The sequence below is a fragment of the Bacteroides sp. 4_1_36 genome (genome assembly GCF_003466325.1).
In the GTDB taxonomy this organism is placed as follows: domain Bacteria; phylum Bacteroidota; class Bacteroidia; order Bacteroidales; family Bacteroidaceae; genus Bacteroides; species Bacteroides uniformis.
In genome coordinates, this window is sequence record NZ_QSOX01000008.1 from 74537 (window position 1) to 100529 (window position 25993).

18 protein-coding genes are annotated in these 25993 nt (G+C 45.7%); 15 read left to right on the forward strand and 3 right to left on the reverse strand.

The genetic code is table 11. The annotated features are described in order from the left end of the window. The first annotated feature begins 163 nt into the window (after positions 1-163). From DXD65_RS09690 to DXD65_RS09745, 12 genes are all read left to right on the forward strand, one after another. On the forward strand, positions 164-3214 hold the full coding sequence (locus DXD65_RS09690) for a SusC/RagA family TonB-linked outer membrane protein (protein WP_035447543.1): 3051 nt from the start codon (positions 164-166) through the stop codon (positions 3212-3214). 22 nt (positions 3215-3236) lie between these two features. Continuing rightward, entirely contained in the window at positions 3237-4814 is a 1578-nt protein-coding gene (locus DXD65_RS09695) for a RagB/SusD family nutrient uptake outer membrane protein (RefSeq protein ID WP_035447546.1), read from the forward strand. Positions 4815-4898: 84 nt separating this feature from the next. Continuing rightward, a complete protein-coding gene (locus DXD65_RS09700; RefSeq protein WP_117887594.1) occupies positions 4899-7541 on the forward strand; it encodes a family 43 glycosylhydrolase in 2643 nt (880 codons plus the stop codon). A gap of 244 nt (positions 7542-7785) precedes the next feature. Further along, positions 7786-8754, forward strand: a complete 969-nt coding sequence (locus DXD65_RS09705) for a glycoside hydrolase family 43 protein (RefSeq protein WP_057256598.1) — start codon at positions 7786-7788, stop codon at positions 8752-8754. 3 nt (positions 8755-8757) lie between these two features. Then, positions 8758-9726 carry a glycoside hydrolase family 43 protein gene (locus DXD65_RS09710; RefSeq protein ID WP_057259006.1) on the forward strand — a complete coding sequence of 323 codons (969 nt, stop codon included), beginning with the start codon at positions 8758-8760 and terminating at the stop codon, positions 9724-9726. Positions 9727-9753: 27 nt separating this feature from the next. After that, complete coding sequence (locus tag DXD65_RS09715; protein WP_005826142.1) at positions 9754-10761, forward strand: family 43 glycosylhydrolase; 1008 nt, start codon at positions 9754-9756, stop codon at positions 10759-10761. 5 nt (positions 10762-10766) lie between these two features. Continuing rightward, on the forward strand, positions 10767-13493 hold the full coding sequence (locus tag DXD65_RS09720) for a family 78 glycoside hydrolase catalytic domain (protein WP_117887595.1): 2727 nt from the start codon (positions 10767-10769) through the stop codon (positions 13491-13493). A gap of 33 nt (positions 13494-13526) precedes the next feature. Further along, positions 13527-15557 (forward strand): hypothetical protein, encoded by a 2031-nt coding sequence (locus tag DXD65_RS09725; RefSeq protein ID WP_117887596.1) that lies wholly within the window; start codon positions 13527-13529, stop codon positions 15555-15557. 29 nt (positions 15558-15586) lie between these two features. Further along, positions 15587-16723 (forward strand): aldose epimerase family protein, encoded by a 1137-nt coding sequence (locus DXD65_RS09730; RefSeq protein WP_117887597.1) that lies wholly within the window; start codon positions 15587-15589, stop codon positions 16721-16723. A 69-nt stretch (positions 16724-16792) separates the two neighbouring features. After that, on the forward strand, positions 16793-18223 hold the full coding sequence (locus DXD65_RS09735) for a C10 family peptidase (protein WP_016272137.1): 1431 nt from the start codon (positions 16793-16795) through the stop codon (positions 18221-18223). Between the two features lie 6 nt (positions 18224-18229). Continuing rightward, positions 18230-18757: a hypothetical protein gene (locus DXD65_RS09740; RefSeq protein ID WP_008662148.1), complete on the forward strand. Its 528-nt coding sequence runs from the start codon at positions 18230-18232 to the stop codon at positions 18755-18757. Positions 18758-18936: 179 nt separating this feature from the next. Further along, a complete protein-coding gene (locus tag DXD65_RS09745) occupies positions 18937-19422 on the forward strand; it encodes a hypothetical protein (RefSeq protein ID WP_229122456.1) in 486 nt (161 codons plus the stop codon). A 71-nt stretch (positions 19423-19493) separates the two neighbouring features. Here DXD65_RS09745 and ybeY read toward each other — a convergent pair whose 3' ends face one another. The 3 genes from ybeY to DXD65_RS09760 all read right to left on the reverse strand — a co-directional run bounded on the left by ybeY (position 19494) and on the right by DXD65_RS09760 (position 22237). Continuing rightward, positions 19494-19907: an rRNA maturation RNase YbeY gene (gene ybeY, locus DXD65_RS09750; RefSeq protein ID WP_117887598.1), complete on the reverse strand. Its 414-nt coding sequence runs from the start codon at positions 19905-19907 to the stop codon at positions 19494-19496. 67 nt (positions 19908-19974) lie between these two features. Then, on the reverse strand, positions 19975-21207 hold the full coding sequence (locus DXD65_RS09755; RefSeq protein ID WP_008662144.1) for a nucleoside recognition domain-containing protein: 1233 nt from the start codon (positions 21205-21207) through the stop codon (positions 19975-19977). 25 nt (positions 21208-21232) lie between these two features. Beyond that, positions 21233-22237 carry a M28 family metallopeptidase gene (locus DXD65_RS09760; protein WP_008662142.1) on the reverse strand — a complete coding sequence of 335 codons (1005 nt, stop codon included), beginning with the start codon at positions 22235-22237 and terminating at the stop codon, positions 21233-21235. A 131-nt stretch (positions 22238-22368) separates the two neighbouring features. Here DXD65_RS09760 and DXD65_RS09765 point away from each other — a divergent pair, with 131 nt between their 5' ends. The 3 genes from DXD65_RS09765 to rbsK all read left to right on the forward strand — a co-directional run bounded on the left by DXD65_RS09765 (position 22369) and on the right by rbsK (position 25980). Beyond that, positions 22369-23136 carry a DNA alkylation repair protein gene (locus tag DXD65_RS09765; protein ID WP_008662139.1) on the forward strand — a complete coding sequence of 256 codons (768 nt, stop codon included), beginning with the start codon at positions 22369-22371 and terminating at the stop codon, positions 23134-23136. Positions 23137-23286: 150 nt separating this feature from the next. After that, positions 23287-24837, forward strand: coding sequence for a hypothetical protein (locus DXD65_RS09770; protein WP_008662136.1), 1551 nt, complete (start codon positions 23287-23289; stop codon positions 24835-24837). 216 nt (positions 24838-25053) lie between these two features. Further along, positions 25054-25980 carry a ribokinase gene (rbsK, locus tag DXD65_RS09775; RefSeq protein WP_005826122.1) on the forward strand — a complete coding sequence of 309 codons (927 nt, stop codon included), beginning with the start codon at positions 25054-25056 and terminating at the stop codon, positions 25978-25980. The last annotated feature ends 13 nt before the right edge of the window (positions 25981-25993 follow it).

Below are 25993 nucleotides of genomic sequence, written 5' to 3' on the forward strand. Positions count from 1 at the left end.
ATCCGAAAGCCAACAATTTATAATACTATGACCCCTATGCCTATGACGTAACAAATCCTAATCAATGTTCTATGATTGGCAGAAGTGACTAATCACTTTCTGCGGTGTATTTAAAAAGCGGGCGTTAGTTTCCGCATAGTTTTAAAATCTAATTCTATAAAAAATGATCAAGAAAATCTTATTCTTATTCTTTGTTGTGTTTGCAGCTACCGCTTATTCACAAGATGTGACCATAACGGGAACGGTGACGGATGCAAATAGTGAGCCTTTGGTGGGCGTGAATGTATTGGTGAAGGGTACTACCACGGGTGCCATTACCGATATTGACGGTAATTTCTCAGTGAGTGGAAAAAAAGGAAGTACACTCGTTTTCTCTTATATCGGTATGCTTACGCAGGAAGTTGTCTATAAGGGAACTGCCTTGCGCGTGGTGATGAAAGATGATTCGAAAGCACTGGAAGAAGTGGTTGTCATCGGTTATCAGACCGTGAAGAAGTCCGACTTGACTGGAGCGGTTGCCGTTGTTGATACCAAGGAAATGAAGAAAAGCGCTGCAGGAACACTGGTCAGCCAGATGCAGGGTTTGGCAACCGGTATTAACGTACGCAGTAGCGGTAGGGCGGGCGAAGATGCCTCTATTGAAATTCGCGGTGTCGGTTCTTTGAGTAATAACTCTCCGTTGTGGGTAATTGATGGTATGATTACAGATCCGGGAGTTGACTTCAACCCTGCAGATGCAGAATCCATCCAGATTCTGAAGGACGCTTCTGCTGCTGCCATCTACGGTTCGCGTGCTGCCAATGGTGTGATTATCGTTACTACCAAGAAGGGTACGAAAGGTCCCATGAAGGTGAATGTAAGCGTAAAGGAAACATTGGAATGGAGCCCGAAATTTGATTTGATGAATGCGGCAGAATATATCAAGTATAATGATATTGCCTATAATGAAGCTATCAAAGATGGCATTGCTACTGTAAACAGCACTCAGAAACACTCACAGTATGATACCAACTGGCAGGATGAAGTGTTGAAGACCGCATTGGTGCAGGACTACAACGTATCACTCTCCGGTGGCGGTGACTCCGGTAGTTATTTTGTATCAGCCGGCTACTATAACAATGACGGCGTTTCTTATGGAAATACTTTCGACCGTTATAGCTTCCGTGTCAATACACAAGGTAAAAAGGGCTGGTTCTCTTTTGGTGAAAACTTGGCTTATTCACTCACAAACACAGACCCGAACCAGACCAATACCTACAATGACTTTTTGCGTATGATGCCTACTATTCCTATCTATGATGAGAATAATCCGGGTGGATATGGCTATGGTGATGCTGCCAAATACAATACTTTTGGTGTGAACCCGATTGCCCGTGAAGATTTGGAATACCGTCATTTCCGCCAGAATCGTTTGAATGGTTCTTTATGGTTGGAATTCAAGCCTTTCGAATTCCTTTCTTATAAATTCAATGGTGGTATTGACCTTTATTTCTATGAGAACTCATGGTTCCGTGGAGAAGGTAACTGGACTCAGAATCAGGAACACCGTGATCCGGAAAGCCAGAAGGCACGTGACAACACCTACAACATGTTGATTGAGCACACGTTGAACTTCAATAAGGATTTTGGTAAGCATCATGTGGATGCCGTGGTCGGTACTACTTACCAGCACCATGAGTGGGAAGGTTTGTGGGCTTCCCGTCTGAACTTTCCGATGACGGGTAACGGCGATTACTTTACAGTTTTGAATGCAGGACAGAGCAATCAGCAGAATTCAAACAGCATCAGCGAGAATGCGATGATTTCTTATTTGGGACGTGCAAACTACGTTTATGATGATAAATACTATCTGACTGCCACTTTCCGTCGTGACGGTACTTCTCGCTTGGCTAAGGAAAACCGCTGGGGCAATTTCCCCTCATTCTCCGGTGCCTGGAGAATTTCAAAGGAGGAATTCTTTGATGTGCCTTGGATTAATGACTTGAAAATTAGAGGTAACTGGGGTCGTCTTGGTAACTCTTCCATTGGTGATTGGGATTATATCGGAACTATCAACCAGAGTATTGTAACTGTATTCGGTGGTGCTATTGTTCCGGGTTCTACTCAGGTGAAACTGGTGAATGCAGGTCTTGTTTGGGAAACAAAAGAAACGGTGAATGTAGGTTTTGATGCCAGTTTCCTGAACCAACGCCTGACTGTCAGTGCGGAATATTATAATTCAAAAACCAGTGACGTATTGGCTGAGACTCCGATTGCCATTTCTACCGGTAATCAAGGAGGCTCTCCGTGGAAAAATGCTGCCAGCTTGCGCAACAAGGGCTTCGAGTTTACATTTGGTTGGAAAGACCAGATTTCAGGCTTTAAGTACAGCGCTTTACTGAATGTGACTACGATGGATAACGAAGTTCTGAGCTTGGGACGGGATGGGTCGGAAAGAAACTTTATTGATTCCGGTCAAGCCAGAACAGAGCCGGGAAGGTCGTTGGCCGAATTCTATCTGAGAAAAACAGACGGCATCTTCCGGACACAAGAGGAAATAGACAATTATGTGACGAAAGGTAACCATGTACCGGGACCTAATGAAGATAAAGTACCTGCCGGTACACCGATCATGATTGAAGGGAAACGTCCGCAATTGGGAGACGTTAAGTATCTTGATTTAAATGATGACGGTCAAATTACTGATATTGACCGTGATTATTGTGGTAGTCCATGGGCCAAGATGCAAATGTCGTTGGTATTGAATGCAGAGTGGAAGAACTTCGATTTCAGTATGATGTGGAACGGTCAATTTGGCAATAAGATATACAACGTATCCCGTTGGCAAGGACGTCTGTTTGCAGACAACTCCAACTATATCCGCTTTGAGAAGGGCGAAGAGCCTTATCAGGTGAATCCTAACTCCAATACCCCACGTATCATTTACGGTGACTTCCGCAACTCGCGTGATGCCGACCGTTTCCTGGAGAATGGTTCTTACTTCCGTATGAAGAATATCTCTATCGGTTATAATTTCAAGCAGAAGTGGCTGACCAACTTGGGCGTTGAGAAACTCCGTCTGTTTGCTACCGGTAGCAACTTGATTACTATTACCGGATATTCCGGTCTGGATCCTGACTTCAAGGGTGCGAATTCCGTTTGGAACAGTGGTACGGACAGCTTTGCTTATCCCAATACCCGTTCGGTGATGTTTGGATTGGATTTGACCTTTTAACTTATAAATCAGTTTGTAAATTATGAAAAAGATATATAATGGATTAATGCTCGCAGGTGCCTTGACATTGTGCACTGGATGCAGTTCTAGTTTATTGGATATTGATAATCCCAATGAAGTGACCAACGATACTTATTGGAATAAGCCGGAAGATGCTACAGCTGGTGTAAATGCCTGCTACAGTTTTCTTTATAAGGAAGGTACTTGGATGCGTTGGCTCTCTTTTCGCTACGATTTGACCTCGGACGAGGGATGGAGTTCTTCTCCTTGGATTGAATTGGGTGACTGGACACGTTTTCTTTACAACAATTATAATTTTTACGAAGGCAACAATATACATTGGGAACATTTCTACGTAGGTATTTTCCGTTGCAACCAAGTGTTGAGTCATGTGCCTAATATTGAAATGGACGAGACTACAAAGAACCAGGTATTGGCACAAGCTTCTTTCTTACGTGCAATGTGGTATTTTCAGGTAAATCTGTTGTGGGACAAAGGAACGATGCCTTTGGAACCTAAAGATGCCAATTATATTCCGGAAGACGCTTCCGAGCAGGAAATATGGGATCAAGTGGAGAAAGACTTGCTGTTTGCTATGGATTATCTTCCTGAATCTTGGGATGCTGCCAATTTGGGACGTGCCACCAAAGGCGCTGCCAAAGCATTGTTGGGCAAGGCCTATATGCAACAACATAAGTATGACAAGGCGAAGGAACAATTGCAATGGCTGATTGATAAAGAGGGCTCTTTGTACGATCTTATCGCCAATCGTGAAGATAATTTCACTGACTTGGATGAGAACAACAAGGAAGGTATCTTTGAAATTCAGTTCGATGACCAAAACAAGGGTGGTACGGGTAATGATGCCAGTATGGCATTCGGTTTCCAGCGTACTCAGTTCTATGCTCCGAGTGGTATAGGTTGGGGAGATGGTAAGGCACGTCGCTGGTTGGTAGATGAGTTCTTGAAAGAGAAACGTATTGACGGAAAGAATGACTTGCGTTTGTATGGTAGTATTCTGTACCGTGGATTCTCACAAGACTTCCCCGATCAACCGAAGAAATATTATGGATTTGAAAATGCCGATTGGAATGACGGTTGGGGAACTGACCCGGAAGACTGCTACATACGTAAATACAATACTGCTTACTATCGTGATGCAGAAGATTACTTTGCCCGTAACAACTATCGTATCATGCGTTATGCAGATATCTTGATGAACTACGCAGAATGTCTTGTTGAAACGGGTACTAATCCTGCCGATGCTGCTGTTTATGTGGATAAGGTAAGAGAACGTGCCGGTCTGGCCAAGTTGAAAGACAGTCAGTGGAAAGACTGCCTGAGTTCTAAAGATGCCTTTATCAAGCGCCTGCAGATGGAACGTACTTTGGAACTCTGTTTCGAAGGTTGGCGTTGGGCTGACTTGAAGCGTTGGGGATTACTTGATTCTCAGGCTGGAATTGATGAGCTGAAAGCCCGTGACAAGGACTTCAATAACTTCATCGTCGGTAAGCACAGACGTTTGCCCATTCCGAGAGATGAAGTGATGAACAGCACGGTAGGTGGTGTTGCACATCTTACTCAGAATCCTAACTATTAATAACTAAAGAAGGCTATGCCTGGAAGCCTGTTCTCATTCAGGATGCTTCCGGCATAGCCTTTTCTTTCTTAAATCTTATACCATATGCTTGTCTGTAAAAAACTACTATTACCATTCGCTTTTGCTTGCTGCGGCAGCTTGTTTGCGCAGAACATCCAGAATCCGGTACTTCCGGGAGTGGCGGATGCCGGCGTAATGAAATATAATGGCAAATATTATATTGGCGGGGTCCGTACAAACGGGGATTTCTATGTATCCGATGACCTGGTTCATTGGGGGAAACCTATCCATGTCGTATCCATGGACAATGACTGGACCAGAGGCAGCGGAGCCGGAGATGACCAGATTCATGCCAATGACATGTTCTATCTGAATGGAGATTTTCATTTGTACTGGTCAGTCAATTATTGGGGAAAGGACAAGCATGCCGTTCACATTGTACATGCGCAGAGCAAAGATGTCTTGGGCGCTTATACAGAACCGAACAAGAAGACATGGATGGATAACCGTATCGACCCCAAAGTTTTCAGAGATGATGACGGGCAACTATACATGTATATGGTACGCTTTACCGATGGGAATACCATCTGGGGACGTAAAATGAAGAACCCGGCAGAATTTGCCGGCGAACCGGTGTGCCAGTTCGCCTCATTGCCGGACACATGGGAAACGATGGATAACAGAGTGGCGGAGGGACCGTGGGTCATGAAGTATAGAGACCGCTACTATATGATGTACAATGCCAACCACACCTCTACAGAGTGGGGCAATTATCAGTTGGGAGTTGCCGAGACAGACTCTCCTTTAGGTTTTCAAAATGGTAATAAATATAGCTATCCGGTTGTAGGCTGCAATCAGACGCAACTGGAGGAGAAGCAGGTGGATTTATTGCGGTATGGCCGCACGTATGAGCCGTTGTTTGCTTATACGGAGGACAAGCCGGAGGGCGACTGGACAAAGGCGACCTACGATGACTCCGGCTGGGCGAGGGGGGAGACCGGCTTTTCGTCCCGTGAAGTGAAAGGTTCCACCACCCGGCATCTGGGCACCTTGTGGAATACGCCCTCCTTATGGTTGCGAAAGACTTTCTCTGCCGGTAGCGAAACCGGCAACCTGGCATTGCGTGTCGCTCACGACGGAGATACCCGGATTTATCTGAACGGAACACTTGTCTACGAGAAGCAGGGGCGTGATTATTGTATCGTGAACCTGGACAAGAAGCTGCGTGCTGCTTTGAAGGAAGGCACGAATCTGCTTGCCGTAGAAACAAACAAGGGACGTTCGCAATTCTTCGACGTTTCTCTGTTCGATATGAAAGACGGTATTGCCGATGATATTCTGATGACTCCCGGTCAGCCCAATATTTTGAGAGGCCCCAACGGATTTGAATGGTGGCTGATTTATATGGCAAACAAGAACGATGAGCATCGGGGGCAATATATCAACCGTGTCCAGTTCTTCGACAAGACGTTGTTTGTGGATGGTATCACCGGCCCTCGCACGGCAGGTTATCATCCCGAACCTTCGATGCCTACCTTTGCGGGTAAAGGCGAGACAGCTTCGTTCGGTGTGTTGCAACAAGTACAGCCGTCCGTGGCTTACTTGTTCGAGACGGGAGTCAAGACCGAGGGTGGAGCCGGCATCGTTGCCTGGTGGAAGGATGCGGATAACTGTGCCTATGTCGGTCTGGATGCCGAGAACCGGAGCTGGTACCTGCGTACACTTGTCGGCGGTAAGGAAAATAAGGAATCCTATGCCCTGCCTGAAGATTTCCGTTGGGGTGTGTACCATCATCTGCGCATTGAGCGTAACGGTGGCTGTCTGAAGATTTGGCTGGATGAGATTCCCGCACCGGGGAGACATGTCTTTGCAGAGGCTCTTCCGGTAGAAGAAGCGGGTGTTCCCGGAGTATTTGACGAGACAAAGTCTGCCTTGTTCGAAGGGGCTACCTATACCATCGGCTTCGATGATGTGCATTTCCAGCTTTCGGGGAATGAGGAGTTGTTGAAGGGCGATTTCTTGAACGATTATGAATTCAGCTTCCAGTTGTCCGGCTTGTCCGGACAAGACAAGGCAGGAAGCTATCCGGTTTATGTGGATAAGGATAACTATGTGAAGGCTCAGTTCGATGGCATCACCCGTATGCTTGAGGTGACAGCCGTGAAGAAAGGGAAAACTGCCTGGAAGAAGGAATTCCCGTTGGGATGCCTGCAAACGCTCTATCCGGATGTGAAGTATACCGACTTCATTGAGAAAGGTTATCGTTTTGCCGCACCTGCATGGTTGGATACACTTTACCTGAATCGTCACGAAGCAGGCAATAAATCCGAATTTGTGGATGACATGTTCGGCAAGTTCGACATAGAATACCTGAATGGCGGCGAATGGCATCCGATAGAAAACAAAGATAGGGGGATAGCAGAACATCCTGCATATAATTATTGTACCTTTACTCCGGTAAAGGCAGAAGGCATCCGCTTCATCAACAAGGAGGCGGAGGATTTGGAACGCCATATCTATAAGATAGGTGTACATGAATTGTGGAAGGAATCCTATAATTTTCGTGCCGTGCGTCGTGCAGACAAGCTGTATCTGTTTGTCGACGGCAGGGAGCTGGGAGCTTTGGATATACGCTACCCTGCATCCCGCATCGGATTCTGTTCGGAGGGCGGCTCTCCGGTTTATAGCGGTACGTTGTATTATCATGTAGGGCAGAGGCGCGATTAGACGCGATCGTGGGATGTGCCGTTCCGTATATATGTAATGAAAGATGTATATAGAAGCCGGTGTTTGTATTTCCTTGTGAATCAGTGTGATGGACTGGGGTGATTCAGTATACGACTGAATGTATTTCAGTATACGATTGAATAGGATTCAGTATACGACTGAATAGGGTTCAATATACGGGTGTAACGGAACATCTTCTTGAAAGTAAATATTTATCATCATAACAATTGTTTAAGAAAGAATCATGAAAAAGAATTTTATATGTATGTATCTGTTTCTGTTGGCCACGCTGGCTTCCTGCCAGTCCTGCTCTTCAGACTATAAGGATGTGGACGATATTGTTGTCGAAGGAGTTGAAACGCCGGTGCTTTTGGGCGACCCGTTCATCATGTTGCACGATGGCACTTACTATGCCTATGGCACCCATGCGGATGAAGGCATCGAAGTCTATACCTCCGATGATTTGAAGACTTGGAAGTATAAGGGCATGGCGCTCCAGAAGAAGGATGTCTGGGCCGACCGCTGGTTCTGGGCACCGGAGGTCTACGAAGTGAACGGGAAGTTCTATATGTATTACTCGGCAGACGAGCATATCTGTGTGGCAACAGCAGACTCACCTGCAGGACCATTTACCCAAAGTAAGAAGGAACCGATGATTGCCGATGAGAAATGCATTGACAACTCTCTGTTTATTGATGATGACGGCACGCCTTATCTCTTCTTCGACCGTTTCAACGACGGGCTCAACATCTGGGTGGCCGAATTGGAGAAAGACCTCATGACTATCAAGAAGGAGACCATGCACCCTTGCATCCACGTCTCTCAGGCATGGGAGGAGGTATGGCCCCGTGTGAATGAAGGCCCGTTTGTCATCAAGCGTAATGGGCTCTACTATATGACCTATTCTGCCAATAGCTATGAAAGTCCTTTCTACGGCATAGGTTGCGCCACAGCTACCGATTTGATGGGTACTTGGACCAAATACGAGGAGAATCCTTTGCTGCAGAAACCCGGAGAACTGGTTGGGGTGGGGCACAGTGCCACCTTCACAGACAAGGCAGGCAAGCTTCGTATAGTTTTCCATGCCCATAAGGACAAGAGTAGTATCCACCCACGTGCCATGTACATCAGTGACGTTTCTTTCGAGAAAGTGGACGGTGTGGACCGTATGAGAATCAGCAAGGACTATATGACGCCCAAAATAGTAAAATAAGAGATGGATATGAAGAAGAATTATATATTGCTACTGTTGCTTTGTCTTTGCTTTGCAGGCTGCAAGGAGAAGACGGTTGTAGAATCAGACTATCTGCCGATTGCCGACCCTTACGTAATGCTTTACGAAGGCAAGTATTATGCTTACGGCACTGGAGGTACGGTAGAAGGAGAAGGCTTTGCCTGCTTCTCTTCCGATGACTTGAAAAACTGGACGCGTGAAGGCCAGGCGTTGTCGGCAGCAGATTCCTACGGTACGTGGGGATTCTGGGCGCCGGAGGTCTACTACATCGAATCGAAAAAGAAGTTTTATCTGTTCTACTCCACCGAGGAGCATATCTGCGTGGCAACGGCAGATGTTCCCCAAGGTCCGTTCCGTCAGGAAGTGAAGCAGCCGATATGGGATGAGAAGAGTATCGATACCTCTCTATTCATTGATGATGACGGTACGCCTTACCTTTATTTCGTGCGTTTTACAGATGGCAACGTCATCTGGGTGGCAGAGATGAACGATGACCTAACCGGCATCAAGCAGGAGACGCTGACAGAGTGCATTAAGGTGGGAGAGCCTTGGGAACTTTCGCAGGACAAGCCTGCTAAGGTGGCCGAAGGTCCTTCAATTTTGAAGAAAGAGGGTGTCTACTACCTGGTTTATTCAGCCAATCACTTTGAAAGCAAGAACTACGGAGTGGGTTACGCGACTTCGAACAGCCCGATGGGACCGTGGAAGAAATACGAGGGAAATCCGATTCTGCAACATGCCGACGGCTTGATGGGTACCGGTCATGGAGCACCCTTCTGCTGTAAGGACGGTAGCTGGAAATACATTTTCCATGCACATTGGGATTCCACGAAAGTACAGCCGCGCACTTCGTATATCAAGGATTTTGCCATTTCCGACCAGGGAACGGTTTCTATCGGTGGCTCTCTTATCCGTCCGCAGGTATTGGGCAGTACATCACCCGAAAAGTAAAATGAAAGAATGAAAAGAATACATTGTATGAAGAAGTTTCTTGTATTATCAGTGTTATGCAGTCTGATAGCCTGTTCCTCGTCATCGGCTACAAAAGAGGATAAACCGGAAGAACAACAGCCGAAGAATGTCTATCGCAATCCGGTGATAGATTATAGTTTGCCAGACCCTTCTGTCATTGAGGGAGATGATGGATACTACTATTTGTATGCCACCGAGGACATACGCAATCTGCCGATTCACCGTTCCAAGAACCTGGTGGATTGGGAGTATGTAGGTACTGCCTTTACCGACCGTACGCGGCCTGATTTTGAGCCGAACGGCGGTTTGTGGGCGCCGGACATCAACAAGATAGGTGATAAATACGTGCTCTATTATTCTATGTCTGTTTGGGGAGGCGAGTTAACTTGCGGCATCGGTTGTGCTACTGCCGATAAGCCTGAGGGACCTTTTACGGACCACGGAAAGATGTTCCGCAGCAATGAAATCAATGTACAGAACTCCATCGACCCTTTCTATATAGAAGATGGAGGGAAGAAATATCTTTTCTGGGGCAGTTTTCGAGGAATCTATGCGATTGAACTGTCTGATGACGGACTCTCTCTGAAGGACGGCGCCACACCGCAGCAAGTGGCAGGAACCGCTTACGAAGGTACCTATATTCACAAGAAGGACGGGCATTACTACTTCTTTGCTTCCATAGGAAGTTGTTGTGAGGGATTGAAGAGTACTTACACTACTGTTGTAGGCCGTTCAGATAATCTTTTCGGCCCCTATGTCGACAAGAATGGCGGTAGCATGATGGATAACAAGCACGAAGTGCTGATTCAGAAAAGTAATTCCTTTGTGGGTACCGGTCATAATTCGGAGATTGTGACGGACAATGCCGGCAATGACTGGTTCTTCTATCATGCGGTGAGCACAAAGAAGCCTGAAGGCCGTGTATTGATGTTGGATAAGATTAGCTGGGAAGACGGATGGCCGACGGTAGAAGGCTCCGTTGCATCCACGGAAGCGGAGAAACCGAAATTTTGACAAGTATGAAGAAATCTATTTTAATCTCCTTGTTGGCCCTATTGATGATGGGCTGTCAAGTATCGGGTGGCAGTTCCTTGAAAGTGGAGGAAACCACTGTTGAAATGCGGAAGAATCCCGAAGGAGTGGCTGTATCGGCTCCCCGTTTCTCATGGCAACTGGTAACCGACAAGCAGGATGTGATGCAGACTGCTTATCAGATTGAAGTGGCGGACTCGGACAAGGGCTTGCAGGCCGGCTCCGGGCTGGTATGGAACAGCGGTCGTGTGGAGTCTGGCCAATCGGTGCTGGTGAAGTACGCAGGGGCGCCTTTGGAGTCGGGACAGAAATATTGGTGGCGTGTCACTGTATGGACAAATACCGGTGACAAGGCGCAAAGTAGTATCCAATATTGGTCAATGGCTTTGCTGGACAGTTCGGACTGGAAAGCCGGCTGGATTGGACTGAACGACAGTACAAACTTGAAACTGGACGGTGAGCGGACCATCCTTCCGGCACGTTATCTGCGGAAGGAGTTTGATTTGCCGTCACAGCCGAAGCGTGCAGTCCTTTATGTTTCGGGAGTAGGCTCTTCCGTATGCTATATGAATGGCGAGAGGATTGGAAACGATGTATTCGGTCCTTTGCCTACCTGGTACGATGCTTCTGTATCTTATCTGACCTATGATGTCATCCCCTTGTTGAAGTCCGGTACCAATGCGATAGGCGTGGCTCTGGGCAACGGCCGCTATCTTTCCATGCGCGCCAATGGGATGGTAGGTTTTGGTTTGCCCCGTCTCATGGCGCAGTTGAATATAGAGTACGACAATGGTGAGACGGTGTCGGTAGTCAGCGATGATTCCTGGAAAGCGACGAACCACGGTCCTATAACTGCGAACAACGAATTTGACGGTGAACATTACGATGCCCGCTTGGAATTGGGTAAATGGACGGAAAGCGGCTATGATGATTCCGGATGGCAGTTGGCCGAACGGATGGAGGCTCCCAAAGGAAAACTTGTGGCACAGCTCTCTCCGAGTCTGAAGGTGATGGAGGAGATAAAGCCAATATCCGTTAAATCGGTAGGTGATGGAAGATATATCGTGGATATGGGGCAGAATATGGTAGGAATACAGCAGGTGAAACTGCGTGGCAAGAAGGACAAGCCCATTACTATGCGTTTTGCCGAAGTGCTGAAGGACAATGGTACGGAACTGTATCTTGACAACCTGCGCAGTGCCCTTGTCACGGATATTTATACTCCTGCCGCTGACGGTGAGTTTGTTTGGGAACCGTTGTTTGTTTACCATGGTTTCCGTTTTATGGAAATATCCGGTTTGGACTATGAACCGGCAGCGGATGATTTCACCGGTAAGGTGGTGTATGATGAAATGGCAACGAACGGTACGTTCGAGACTTCCGAGGAGTTGATTAACAGACTTCACAAGAATGCCTATTGGGGAATCCGTGGAAACTATCGCGGTATGCCTACCGACTGCCCCCAGCGTGATGAACGTCTTGGATGGCTGGGCGACCGCACTACCGGTGCCTATGGTGAAAGTTTCATTTTCGGCAATGCCTTGATGTATAAGAAGTGGCTGGTGGATATAGAAGAGTCCATGAATGAAAATGGAAGTATCTCTGTGGTATCTCCCCGTTACTGGACCATCTTCCATGATGACGTGACTTGGCCGGCTGCCTATTTTTACGTAGCCGACATGCTTTACCGCCAGTTTGGCGATGATAGCTCCATCAAAGAGCGCTATCCGTCCATGAAGCGCTGGGTAAACCACATGACGGAGACCAAAATGAAGGACTATATTCTGGTGAAGGATGAATACGGGGATTGGTGCATGCCTCCCGAGTCGCCGGAGCTGATTCATTCGGAGGACCCTGCCCGGAAGACGAACGGCGAAGTGCTGAGTACAACGGTGTTTTACAGCATTCTGCAACTGATGGAGAAGTTCGCGCAAATGAACGGACTTCCGGCAGATGCCGAAGAGTATGCCGCACTTGCCCTTAAAATCAAGGACGCTTATAACAAGAAATTCTTCAATCCCGGGACTGCACAGTATGACAACAATACGGTGACGGCAAACCTGCTTTCCCTTAGACTGGGCCTGGTTCCCGACGGATATGAAGATAAAGTATTTGCCAATGTCGTGGAGAAGACGGAAAAAGACTGTAAGGGACATGTCAGTGCCGGTGTGCTTGGCATCCAGCATCTGATGCGCGGACTTACCGAGTACGGTGGACTGGAACTTGCCTATAAGATAGTGACCAATGACACTTATCCCTCATGGGGCTACATGATTAAGAAGGGTGCAACCACCATTTGGGAATTATGGAATGGTGACACGGCAAATCCGGCGATGAATTCAAGAAACCATGTGATGCTTTTGGGAGATCTGCTGATATGGTTCTATGAGGATCTTGCCGGCATAAAGAATACTCCCGCTTCCGTCGGGTTCAAGCAGATTCTGATGGAACCGGTATTCCCGGAAAAACTGAATTATGTGAATGCTTCGCATGTATCGCCTTATGGCAGAATAGGAAGTTCCTGGAAACGTGATGGCAATAAGCTGGAGTGGAACGTTGAGATTCCTGCCAATACAACCGCTACGGTCAAGCTGCCGCTTGACTTCCATGTACAGGTAGATGCCGGTCAGGCGGGGATTCATTCCGTGGAGGAGGCTGACGGTAAGCTGGTAGTCGAATTGGGCTCCGGCAAGTATGTATTCATGTCTGAATGATATTTTTCTAACAACAATAAAACAGATGTAACTATGAGACTAAAAAGATTGTTTTTGGGGGTAATGCTTTTGGTGGGCATTACGGGTGCCGGAGCGGCAAATGCTGCTCCGGAAGACATCTCTGCTTCTATTTCCTTGAAAGTGCCGGGGAATGATGCCAAGCAATATCCGCTGGCCTTGCAGAAGATGCAGGATGGTATGTACAGCTGCCGGGCTTCGGAAACGTTGCCATTGGACATCATCCGCCAGGTGGTGGACAAGGATGGCAAACTGCGCATTACCGTCACACTCAAGGCACTGGAAAATGTGTATTTCAACTACGGGGAACAGATAAAGACCGGTTACAAGCATTCGGACTGCCAGTTCTACATGCCGGGCTTCTGGTATCGCCGCAACCTGCGTTCGCCGAAGGAAGCTCCTTCTTTCCACACATCGGACAGTTGGCTGGTGCGTGAGGACCGTTTGAGCACTCCGCTGACGGCAGCTTTCAATCCGGCAAGTGGTACGTCCATGTCGGTTATCCGTATTGACAAGTTCGACAAGGAAGCTTTGACCACTCATAAGGAGGGAGAGGTAATCTTGTCCGGCGAGACTTCCATCGGATATACCGGTTTCTGCAATGTGGATGGTATGACTGTCTTGGCATACGGTTTCCCCTATAAGGAAGCACCGAAGACATATATCCGCAAATTGACGCTGGCTCCTGCCGTTGAGGCTTTCCAGTTGCTTCGTAAGGGTGACAGCATCTCCATGACTTGGGAGGTGTCCGAAAGGAATGCTGCCGATTTTTCGGAATGCGTACAGCGCACCTGGGAGTATTGTTATGACACTAACCGTCCGAAACCGGTTGACACACCTTACACGGTAGACCGCATGAAGGAGGTGATGAGCAACTTCTTCGTGGAAAGCTATGTTGGCAATACCCCCACTCATTATTATTCCGGTGTAGAGTTGGAGACTGCTACTTGTGCCAATACCGATGTTGCCGAAGTGGGCTTTGTGGGACGTACATTGCTGAACGCTTTCAATGCTTTGGAGTATGGCAAACAGCAGAACCGCCAAGACCTGGTGGACAATGCCAACCATATCTTTGACACTTATCTCCAGAACGGTTTTTCGCCTGCCGGTTTCTTCAACGAAGTGGTACACTACAACCGCGGCTTCAAGGAAACCAGACATAGCATCCGCCGTCAGTCCGAGGGAGTGTATGCCATCTTGAACTATTTGAACTACGAGAAACAGCAGAAGCGTAAACACCCCGAATGGGAGAAACGCATCAAGGGCATGCTGGACAGCTTCCTCAAGTTGCAGAACGAGGACGGCAGCTTCCCGCGCAAGTTCAAGGATGATTTCTCTGTCGTGGATGCCAGCGGTGGTAGCACGCCTTCGGCAACATTGCCTTTGGTGATGGCGTCCAAGTATTTCAAAGACAAGCGTTATCTGGCAAGCGCCAAGCGTACGGTAGACTATCTGGAGAAGGAATTGATATCCAAAGCCGATTATTTCTCTTCTACGCTGGATGCCAACTGCGAGGACAAGGAAGCCTCCTTGTATGCTGCTACGGCTGCTTATTACCTGGCTTTGGTTACCAAAGGAGAAGAGCGTGCACACTATGCCGGTCTGGCAAAGAAAGCCGCTTATTTTGCCTTGTCATGGTATTATACTTGGGATGTTCCTTTTGCCGAAGGTCAGATGCTGGGAGATATCGGCTTGAAAACCCGTGGTTGGGGAAATGTGTCGGTAGAGAATAACCATATCGATGTATTTATCTTCGAATTTGCCGATGTGCTGCATTGGCTCTCCAAAGAGTACAACGAGCCGCGCTTCTCTGACTTTGCCGAGGTGATATCCACTTCCATGCGCCAGTTACTGCCGTATGAAGGACACATGTGTGGCATTGCCAAAGTAGGCTATTACCCGGAAGTGGTGCAGCATACCAATTGGGATTACGGACGTAACGGAAAGGGATATTACAACAATATCTTCGCTCCGGGCTGGACGGTTGCTTCTTTGTGGGAGTTGTTCACTCCGGGACGTGCGGAGCAGTTCTTGTTGAAAAAATGATAGTCTAAACAGTAACCAATATTGTATTTATGAATAAGATGATGACTTTGTTGGCAAGCGTGATGCTATTGGCATCGGCTTGCACGGGCAAACAGGCGAGTGAAAAGACTGCTTCTGGACTGGAACCTGCGAACTTCCGTACGGAAGTGGATGGCAAGCAGACAGACTTGTTTGTTTTGGAGAATAAGAATGGTATGGAAGTTTGTATTACGAATTTCGGTGGACGTATTGTATCAGTGATGGTGCCGGACAAGGATGGCGTTATGCGTGATGTGGTGCTGGGCTTCGATTCCATTCAGGACTACATCAAGTTCCCTTCGGATTTCGGCGCTACCATCGGACGTTATGCCAACCGTATCAACCAGGGTAAGATTACAGTGGATGGGGTAGAGTATCAGCTGCCGCGCAACAATTACGGTCATTGCCTGCATGGAGGTCCCAAGGGATACCAATATCAAGTGTTCGATGCCCGCCAGTTGAGCAGTCAGGTTCTGGAGTTGACTTATCTGTCGAAAGACGGAGAGGAGGGCTTCCCGGGTAACCTGACCTGCAAGGTCACTTTCTCGCTGACAGATGACGATGCCATCGACATTCGTTACAGTGCCGAAACGGACCGTACCACTGTTGTCAATATGACGAACCATTCTTACTTTAACCTGGACGGTGACCCCTCCAAGTCCAATTCGGATTATCTGCTCACTATTGATGCAGATGCTTATACCCCCGTGGACAGTACCTTCATGACTACCGGTGAGATTGTTTCCGTAGAAGGTACGGATATGGATTTCCGCACTCCTACTGCTGTTGGCGCCCGTATCGACAATGACTTTGAGCAGTTGAAGAACGGCAAGGGCTATGACCACAACTGGGTACTCAATACGAAGGGCGATGTCACCCGCCCGTGTGCCACCCTCGAATCTCCCTCAACGGGTATTGTGCTTGATGTCTATACCAACGAACCGGGCATTCAGATTTATGCCGGTAACTTCCTGGATGGCACACTGACCGGAAAGAAAGGTATCGTGTACGGTCATTGTGCGTCCGTCTGTTTGGAGACGCAGAAATATCCCGATACGCCCAACAAGCCGGAATGGCCTTCTGCATTGCTGAAGCCGGGAGAGAAGTATGACAGTCATTGCATCTATCGCTTTTCGGTGAAGAAATAAATATAAGGCAGGCGTAGCCTGCCTTATATTTATAATAATCTCTTTTGTTAACTTTAAAAATTAATGCGTATGAAAAAGTATTTATTGTATGCTTGGATTGTATCAGCATTTTGTTCATGCAGTGAGAATAGCATGGAACCCCTTCCTATAGAAGTGGATGCTGATTGTGTAGACATTGTAAATGATGAAAGCTTTGTGCCGGTTAGTCAAGCCACAGAGGTGGCCGGCTTGTTTTTAGCTGCTAATGGTAAAGATGCGGTGACAACAAGAAATGGCTCTATTGAGCCAGATGCCTTTTCTGGTAAAACAGTAAAAGATATTAAGACGGTTTACGGTGAAGACAATACGCCTTCTATGTATATAATAAATTATGAAGGCGGTGGTTTTGTTATAGTAGGTGCTACCAAGAATTACTATCCGATTCTGGCATATTCAGATACTAACTCTATCAATATAGAAAAAGCTAAGCAGAGTGGCTTTTCTATTTGGATGGATGAAACAAATTGGGCTATTAAGGAAAGCGATATGCAAAATGCCGAGACTTTGGCAAATATGCGCTCTATGTGGGAGGCTTACGAAATACTGCCTGCCACAACACGTGATGCTACTTCTGATCATTATAGTGATGGGACAATGTTTCGTGAAAGGTTAGGCGAATTGTATACTTTGTGTCCGGGATATTCGTTTGGTCCTTTAAGTTCTGCAAGATCTTTTCTCTCACAATCAGATTATGAAAGTCTTGTAGAAAAGGCTAATTTTTATGGTTCTCCTCTTGAGTTTACAATAGTAGGATATAATAGTAATAACAGAAAAGTTGGGCCTTTGATGAATACAAAATGGGGGCAGGAGGGAGGATATAGTGCATTATGTCCGAATGAATATCCTGCTGGCTGTGTTGCCATTGCTATGGCTCAGATTGAGAAGTATCATGAATGGCCTCAATCCTTTGACTGGAGCGGTATGGCTAATGATAGACCGACTTCTGCATCTCAATCTCTAATAGCGATGATTGGTAAAGCCGTGAATATGGAATATGGTAAAGACGAATCTGGAGCTTCCTTAGGTGATGCCAAAAGAGGTTTTGAGGCAATGGGGTATGCAGTATCTAAAAAGGATCATGACATGTGGGATGTAGAAAGTGAAATCTATTTTAGAGGACGTCCTGTATATATGACAGGTGACAGGAAAAATTTTATCGGAATAACTTGGAAAGGGCATGCATGGGTTTGTGATGGTGCGGAAGAATATGGAAGTTCCTATAGCTATTTTGTGGAGTATCTTGTAAATCGTTCTACAAATCCAAGTTATTCAAGTTGTGGATTCCCTAATTATATGAATCCCACTACTACTTCTTTTGGTTCTGGTCGCATATATTTTCATATGAACTGGGGGTGGTATGGCACTGGTAATGGCTGGTTTAGTGGAAATAATGTGAATCCTACAGATGATAGGAACTATCAATACGACAGAGAAAATCTGTATGTTTCACCCTTAAAATGACGCATTATGAGAAGAGTATATATCTATTCATTGTTATTGTTTGCGATATGCTTTGCCGGTTGTGAACATAAATTGGACTCTTACCCGCCTCATCTCTATAGATACTATTTAGCATTCATAGATAAATCGGGTAATGATTTGCTTGCAGATGTACCATTTGAAATAAACAGCGAGAGGGATTCTGTTTTATTACGCGGAACTTATACTTTTGAGTTTATCAAATCAACGGAAGATGATTATTTTGATACCAAATCATTAATATTAGGAAAGGTAAGTGGCTATCAATCGCTACGCATTGATGTCTGCATGGAAGACTGGTATGGGCATAAGAAGCCGGAAGTCCTTACTCATAAACTTGCCTGTAAGCATATATTCGGTGATGAGAAAGTACATACGATTGTTTCTTATTGGAAGTTTGATACTGATTATCGGGAGGCAGAACTTATCCGTCTTACAATAGATGATGTGGAGAGTCCGATTCTTGAAGGTTTTGACAAATTTTATCCTCAAGCTCTTGTTAGCTTAGATAAATAGAGAGTATCTTATGTTTTTTATATGGACGATATAATGGTTGGTATACAGCTTATGATGTTAGTCCTATAGAAGATAGATTTATCAATATGATAGAGTAAGTTTGTATGTTTCACTTCAGAAAATATATTATGAGAAATTTTAGATTTTTGTTATTGACTGCTTTATTCCCTTTGATTTTCATGGGTTGCAAAAGTGAGGAAGACTCTTATCCTCCTATTCATTATGGATACAATTTAGCATTTGTCGATGAAAATGGCAATGATTTGATTGAGGGAATGCAAACCGGTCTTGGAAGAAATGGTAAGCCTGCTTTGAGAGAGAAAGATTACTCCTATAAATTGGTAGAACCCGATTCTAAAGATGACTTTACCGGACCGGACTGTATCTATGTGGAAAGCAGGGACGGACTTTTTACTTTGGCAATCTTTGATGCACTATGGGATGGATATAAATATGACAAGAAGCCTGAAGTATTGAGGCGTACGTTTGTTTGTCCCTATATCTTTGGTGACGGAGAGGAACATTCCATTATTTCCCATTGGAAGTACAATGATGGTTATGGCAGTGTTGAACTTATTAGAGTAACTATAGATGGTGTGGATGCCCGCATCGAATCAGGAGCAGACAAATATCACCCGTTAGTTGTCGTTGTGTTGGCAAAGTAACTTGTTTTTCTTAAATACTCTGTCTTGGTAAAATCAGCACTTTATCAAGACAGAGTTTTTATTCTTTGGATTTACCGCATCGCCAGCGCCTTATTTTCCGCCTCCTCCATAATCTCCCGTTCTCCCGGCCCTTTGTCATTGATGCCGCAAAGGTGGAGGATGCCGTGGATGATGACCCGGTACAGTTCACGTTCGTAGTTGTTATCGGCGAACTGTTCCGCATTGGTGCGTACGGTATCGAGGCTGATGAAGAGGTCACCGCTAAGGCGGTTGCCTTCACAGTAGTCAAAAGTGATGATATCTGTGTAATAATCGTGTTGCAGATATTGGCGGTTCACTTCGAGTATCTTCTCGTCCGAGCAGAAGATGTAGGCGATTTCACCGATTCTTTTTCCGTAAGTGGCGGCTACGGATTTTATCCATTCCGTGGTTTCACGCTTCTTGATGGATGGCATTTCCACGCCGTCTGTCTGATAACTAATCATTTTATTTACGATTTAATGATTTACGATGTACGATTGAAATTACGTTCTTGCGATTAAGCTAGTTCTTTTAAAAGAAGAATAAGTAACTGATGATGATGGCTGCAATGATGCCGGAAAAATCGGCAATCAGCCCACACGTCACGGCATTCCTCGTTTTGGTGATACCTACGCTGCCGAAATACACAGCAAGAATATAGAATGTGGTGTCCGAAGCGCCACGTGCCACGCAACTCATGCGTCCTACAAATGAATCGGCGCCATACTGTTTCATGGTGTCAATCATCAGTCCGTTGGCACCGCTGCCGCTCAGTGACTTCATCAGGGCAGTGGGTAGGGCACCTACAAAGCTGGTATCTACACCGAATAGTCCTACTACATAACCGATACCGTTCACCAGTATATCCATGGCGCCGGAAGTGCGGAAAACGGCGATTCCAACGAGAAAAGCAACCAGATAAGGGATAATGCGTATGGCAGTGGTAAAGCCTTCTTTGGCTCCTTCTATAAAGGCATCGTATACATTGATTTTCTTCCATAGCCCCCAGAGGATGAACAGCAGGATGATGGAGAACAGCAGTATGTTGGCAATCAAAGTGGAATATACACCCATTTCATCACGGCTAATCTGTGTGAACAGATAAATGAGCGCGGCAAAGAAAAGACTGATGCAGCCAATCAGGATAAGTATGGGCTTGTTCAGCAGGTTGATGCGTTGTGCAATGCTGACGGCAATGACACCGACAATGGTCGAGATGGCAGTCGTTATCAGTGTGGGGATAAAGATGTCCGTGGGTTGGGCGGCACCCATCTGCGAGCGATACATCATGATGCTGACGGGGATAAGTATCAGTCCCGAGGTGTTGAGGACAAGGAACATTACCATCGGATTGGTGGCAGTATCCTTTTTCGGGTTTAGTTCCTGAAGTTCCTTCATGGCTTTCAGCCCCATTGGGGTAGCGGCATTGTCCAGCCCCAGCATGTTGGCAGAGAGATTCATGAATATGGAACCCATGGCAGGATGTCCTTTCGGTATTTCGGGAAAGAGACGGCAGAATACCGGACTCAGCCAACGGGAGAGGGCATTGATCATGCCGCTGTTTTCGCCTATTTTCATCACGCCGAGCCAGAGGGCGAGTATTCCTGTCAGTCCCAGGGATATTTCAAAAGCTGTTTTGGAAGAGGAGAAGGTGGAGTTGACGAGTTCTGTGAATATCTCCACATCACCCATAAAAATGAGTTTGCAGAGGGCCACGATGAATGCGATGACGAAGAAAGCTACCCAGATGTAATTTAAAACCATGTATCGTTACTTTGTTTCTAGTGGATTAATATTTGTTTTCGTTGGCAAGATTCCAGGCGTTGAGGAAAGCTGCTTTGGTTATTTCTATCATTTTTTCCCAGTTCAGCCGGTCGGTGTGGTCCGAAGGCTGGTGATAATCGGGATGTCCGTCTGTGTGGTACCAGATGATGGGGATGTTGCACAGGGCAAAAGAAGCATTGTCACTTCCTCCCGTGGGGCGGTCCCAGGCGCGGTAGTCCGGTTGCAGGCGCAAGCTGTAGCGTGCAATGTCCTGCTTCAGCCAGTCGCCGAATACGGGGTGGGCGGCGGTGTAGAAGTAGACAACGTGTTGAGGCTGCTCGGGCTTATTGTTACGGCCTATCATGTCGAAATTGAGATAACCTTTCACCTGGCTGATGAAAGGACAGCTTTGTACAAAGTATTTTGAGCCGAGCAATCCCTTTTCTTCCCCATCCCAAAAGGCAAAGATGACCGTGCGCAGAGGCTTCTGTCCGGTGGCAAGAAATGCACGGGCTATCTGCAGGACGGCAGAGATACCGGAGGCATTGTCGTCTGCACCGTTGTATATCCGGTCGTTTGCCAGCGTCTCGTCCACACCCAGATGGTCGAAGTGGGCACCTACGATGACATATTCATCCGGTCGTTCTCCCGGGATGGTTCCCAATACATTACTCATCTGCAGGATGCGGTGGACGCCTTGTTTAAGGATGGCGATGGAGTCGGGATGCACTTGCCACCGTCCCCGTTGTTGGCGTTCCTTGTTGTAAGCCTCGAAGGGCTGGTAATAATTGTCCTTTTCCAGCGGGGCAATGCCGGCTTCTTTCAGGCAGGATGCCAGATAGCGGGCAGCCAGTCGTGAACCGTGCATGCCTGCTTCGCGTCCTTGCAGCTCATCATCGGCCAGAAAGCCGACAATAGCCTTGGCTGAAGTGCGGCTGATGCTTTGCAACCCCTTTTCTTGTGGAGATTGTGCATGTAAGGATAGTGCGAAAGAAAGGCAGCAGATTGCTCCCAAAACAGCTTTATACATGTCGTACGGTTTTAAGGATTGGACATACCGGTTGCAAAATTAAAGATAACTTTCCATAGTTTCTATATAAATGTTGTATTTTTGTCCATTGGTGGATGAATTCAAATCCGTGTAAATCAAATGAGAGAAGGATGAAAAAGAAGAATGAAGCAGTGGAAACCGTCTTGTGCGAACGTGTGCTTTCGGCAGAAGAAGTGGCGTGCATCTCGGTACAGATTCAGCAGGAATTGGAGGCGTATATCGACCCGGTGAAAAGGGAGTATCTTCCCCGTTTCTTCAAGACCGGAAAGGGGCAGTATGGCGAGGGGGATAAGTTTCTGGGAGTGGTGGTACCCAACACCCGGCAGGTGGCAAAGCAGCACAAGCACGAACCTTTTGGGGTAATGGCAGCCTTGCTTCAGAGTGAATGGCACGAGTGTCGCCTTTGTGCCTTGCTGATGTTGGTGGAGCGATTCAAAAAGAGCGATGAAAAGGGGAAAAAGGAGATTTATGACTTTTACCTTTCGCAAACGGGCCGTATCAATAATTGGGATTTGGTCGATTTGTCTGCCCCCGGCATTGTGGGCGAATATCTGAAAGACAAACCTCGCAAGGACCTCTACCGGCTGGCGGATAGTCCGCTGCTTTGGGACCAGCGCATTGCTGTGGTATCTACCTATACACTTATCAAAAATGGTGATTTCATCGATATATTAGCCCTTTCGGAACGGCTGCTCCATCATAAGCATGACTTGATGCAAAAGGCGGTAGGATGGATGCTCCGGGAGATGGGTAAGCGGGACAAGGACTTGCTGGTGCAATTCTTGGAGAAGCATTGCAGGACGATGCCGCGAACGATGTTGCGTTATGCGATAGAGAAGTTCCCGGAGGAGGAACGCAAGGAGTTTATGAAGCGCTGATGGGGAATGAAAATCGTGAAACTGTATTTTTATGGGTTTGCATTTTTATGTAAAGGTAGGCTTGCTTTGGGGGAACAGTAAATACTTTTCCATTTCTATACTTTTTAGGAAATAAATTAGTTCTTTTGCAGCAAGAACTATAAAACTGCTATGAAACGGGTCGATTCAGTCATATCACTGATATATTCTATGTCCAAAGCGGAAAAGAAAGCTTTCTCCGTCCAAATGTTGAAGGATAAGGAGGAAAAAGACTATTTGGTGATATATGATATCATTACCAAAAGTAAGCAACTGGATAGTAAAAATGTAAAGGGGGAATTTCATAAGCGCAGGCCTGGTGGTTCGTTTGAAGTCTCTATTCAATATTTGTATGAAAGACTGACGGATAGTTTGCTCACTTTGCGAAAGAAGAAAGATATCTATTATGACCTACTGAACAATTTGTGTAAAGCCCGTATGCTTTACGAACGTTCTTTATTTGAAGAATGTTTTGAGATACTTTCAGACACGATAGAACAAGCAACATATTATGAAAACAATGAAGTGCTGACCATTGCCTTAAAGCTGGAGTTGGAATATTTGCTGAGACTTAATTTCCCGAATTTGGCTGAATCTGAACTCTATCATAAACACTTTATGCAAAATGAAGCTTTAAAGAAAACCCGCAAAATTGTAGAACAGTCTTCTTTGCATAACTTGTTGAAGTACCGCCTTAGCCATATCGGTTCTATCCGAACTTCAAAACAGAAGCAAGATATGAATGACCTTATGGTTAATGAACTTTCCATAGCTGCTTCTTCCGGAATAGAAGGAAATTTTGAGTTAATGCGGAATCACAGACTTTTTCAAGCCAACTATTTGATGGGAGCTGGAGAATATAAAGCTGCCTTGAATTCTTATAAAGAGCTTAGCCGGCTGTTCGAGCAGAACCGGCAGTTCTGGTCGAATCCTCCTATCTACTATTTATCAGTACTTGAGGGGGTACTTGGCAGTTTGAGGGTCTGTGGACAATATGACGAAATACCTTACTTCCTGGACAAGTTGAAAAAGCTTATCTCGGATGCTTCTTCATTTGAATTTCAGGTGAACGCCATTTGCCTTCTCTTTCAGTATGAACTGTTTCCTTATTTAGATAATGGAGATTTTCTGGATTGTACAAAACTGATGGCATATTATCAGAAGTCACTTTATGATAAGGAAGCGTGGTTGAGCCCGGTGCGTAAAAGTGAATTGCTACTCTATACTGCACTTGTACATATAGGTAATCAGAATTACAAAGCAGCAAAGAAATACATAAGCAATGCCATTATTGATCATAATATAAAGTATCAACCTCTGATGAGGACTATCCGGCTAGTGCGCCTTATAGTTTATTATGAAATGCATGAATATGAGTTTGTATATCATGAATCACGTTCTATCAATCGTAGCCTTTCTTCTCCCAAAGAGCATACTTTCAAAACGGAGCATATCATTCTGTGGTTTCTGAACCAGCAGCATCTTCCAGTTTTGAGAAAAGATCGCGAAGCTTTTTGGGAGAAACTTCTTCCTGAAGTGCAGGCTTTGTATGATGATAAATATGAGAATCAGTTATTGCATCTTTGTGACCTTACTGCGTGGATAGAAGCCAAGATATTGAAGGAAAACTTGTCTGATGTACTGAAACGGCATATGCATATGAAAGAACTGCTTCAAAAATAGAATAAGTGGCAGAGTGCTGCCATAAAATACCTTCACTTATAGTTCTCTTTTTCTCTCTTGTAATTATATAAATATGGGATAAGAATACCCATAAAATCTGTTTTATATCTATTTATAGAAAGATATATATAGTTTGTAATTATATAAATGAATTAATAGTGTAAAGTTTTCCCTCTTATTATTTATTTCATTTGCATAATCTTAATTTTTAATATTATGGAGAGAGAATCTTTTATTTATAAACCAAAGATTGTAGTCATCGGAAGTTGTAATACGGATATGGTGGTAAAGGCTGGACGTTTACCAGTTCCAGGAGAGACTGTATTGGGAGGAACCTTTTATATGAATCCTGGTGGAAAAGGAGCCAATCAAGCCATTGCAGCCGCCCGATTAGGTGCTGAGGTTACATTAATTTCAAAGATTGGCTATGATTTGTTCGGGTTGCAAGCTTTGGAGATATACCGTTCTGAAAAAATAAATACAGAGTTCATCTTTACGGACCAAAAGAGTCCTTCGGGAGTTGCTCTAATTTCTGTAGATTCTTACGGAGAAAATAGCATCATTGTTGCACCAGGAGCGAGTCGTTCCTTATCGACCGAAGATATAGATAAAGCAAAAAGTAAATTGGAGGAGGCTGATATTATACTGATGCAATTGGAAGTACCCATTGAAACTGTAGAATATGCTGCTACTATTGCCAAAAGTTATGGAAAGAAGGTGATTTTGAATCCTGCCCCGGCTTCTGTTCTGAGTAATTCATTTTTGAGTTGTGTGCATACCATACTTCCAAATCGGATTGAGGCTGAAATGCTGTCGGGCATCAAGGTGATAGATGAGGAAAGTGCTTGGCGTGCAGCGAAAGCTATAGGTGAGAAAGGAATAGAGAATGTCGTCATTACATTAGGAAAAGATGGCGCTTATGTAAAGGAAAAGGAAGAATATACTATGATTCCTGCAAAGGAAGTAGAAACAATTGATACTACTGGTGCTGGAGATGTGTTTTGCGGAGCGTTTAGTGTCTATTTGTCCGAGAACCATACGCTGACAGAATCGGTGGAATTTGCCAATGCTGCGGCAGCTCTTGCAGTGACACGTATGGGTGCACAGAGTGCCATTCCTTATAAACGGGAGATAGCTTTATGAGATAAACCAACCT

Excerpts from the sequence above, each read along its gene's own strand:
- DXD65_RS09690 (WP_035447543.1), top strand. The coding sequence starts at position 164 with ATGATCAAGAAAATCTTATTCTTATTCTTTGTTGTGTTTGCAGCTACC.
- DXD65_RS09695 (WP_035447546.1), top strand. The coding sequence starts at position 3,237 with ATGAAAAAGATATATAATGGATTAATGCTCGCAGGTGCCTTGACATTG.
- DXD65_RS09700 (WP_117887594.1), top strand. The coding sequence starts at position 4,899 with ATGCTTGTCTGTAAAAAACTACTATTACCATTCGCTTTTGCTTGCTGC.
- DXD65_RS09705 (WP_057256598.1), top strand. The coding sequence starts at position 7,786 with ATGAAAAAGAATTTTATATGTATGTATCTGTTTCTGTTGGCCACGCTG.
- DXD65_RS09710 (WP_057259006.1), top strand. The coding sequence starts at position 8,758 with ATGGATATGAAGAAGAATTATATATTGCTACTGTTGCTTTGTCTTTGC.
- DXD65_RS09715 (WP_005826142.1), top strand. The coding sequence starts at position 9,754 with ATGAAGAAGTTTCTTGTATTATCAGTGTTATGCAGTCTGATAGCCTGT.
- DXD65_RS09720 (WP_117887595.1), top strand. The coding sequence starts at position 10,767 with ATGAAGAAATCTATTTTAATCTCCTTGTTGGCCCTATTGATGATGGGC.
- DXD65_RS09725 (WP_117887596.1), top strand. The coding sequence starts at position 13,527 with ATGAGACTAAAAAGATTGTTTTTGGGGGTAATGCTTTTGGTGGGCATT.
- DXD65_RS09730 (WP_117887597.1), top strand. The coding sequence starts at position 15,587 with ATGAATAAGATGATGACTTTGTTGGCAAGCGTGATGCTATTGGCATCG.
- DXD65_RS09735 (WP_016272137.1), top strand. The coding sequence starts at position 16,793 with ATGAAAAAGTATTTATTGTATGCTTGGATTGTATCAGCATTTTGTTCA.
- DXD65_RS09740 (WP_008662148.1), top strand. The coding sequence starts at position 18,230 with ATGAGAAGAGTATATATCTATTCATTGTTATTGTTTGCGATATGCTTT.
- DXD65_RS09745 (WP_229122456.1), top strand. The coding sequence starts at position 18,937 with ATGGGTTGCAAAAGTGAGGAAGACTCTTATCCTCCTATTCATTATGGA.
- ybeY (WP_117887598.1), bottom strand. The coding sequence starts at position 19,907 with ATGATTAGTTATCAGACAGACGGCGTGGAAATGCCATCCATCAAGAAG.
- DXD65_RS09755 (WP_008662144.1), bottom strand. The coding sequence starts at position 21,207 with ATGGTTTTAAATTACATCTGGGTAGCTTTCTTCGTCATCGCATTCATC.
- DXD65_RS09760 (WP_008662142.1), bottom strand. The coding sequence starts at position 22,237 with ATGTATAAAGCTGTTTTGGGAGCAATCTGCTGCCTTTCTTTCGCACTA.
- DXD65_RS09765 (WP_008662139.1), top strand. The coding sequence starts at position 22,369 with ATGAAAAAGAAGAATGAAGCAGTGGAAACCGTCTTGTGCGAACGTGTG.
- DXD65_RS09770 (WP_008662136.1), top strand. The coding sequence starts at position 23,287 with ATGAAACGGGTCGATTCAGTCATATCACTGATATATTCTATGTCCAAA.
- rbsK (WP_005826122.1), top strand. The coding sequence starts at position 25,054 with ATGGAGAGAGAATCTTTTATTTATAAACCAAAGATTGTAGTCATCGGA.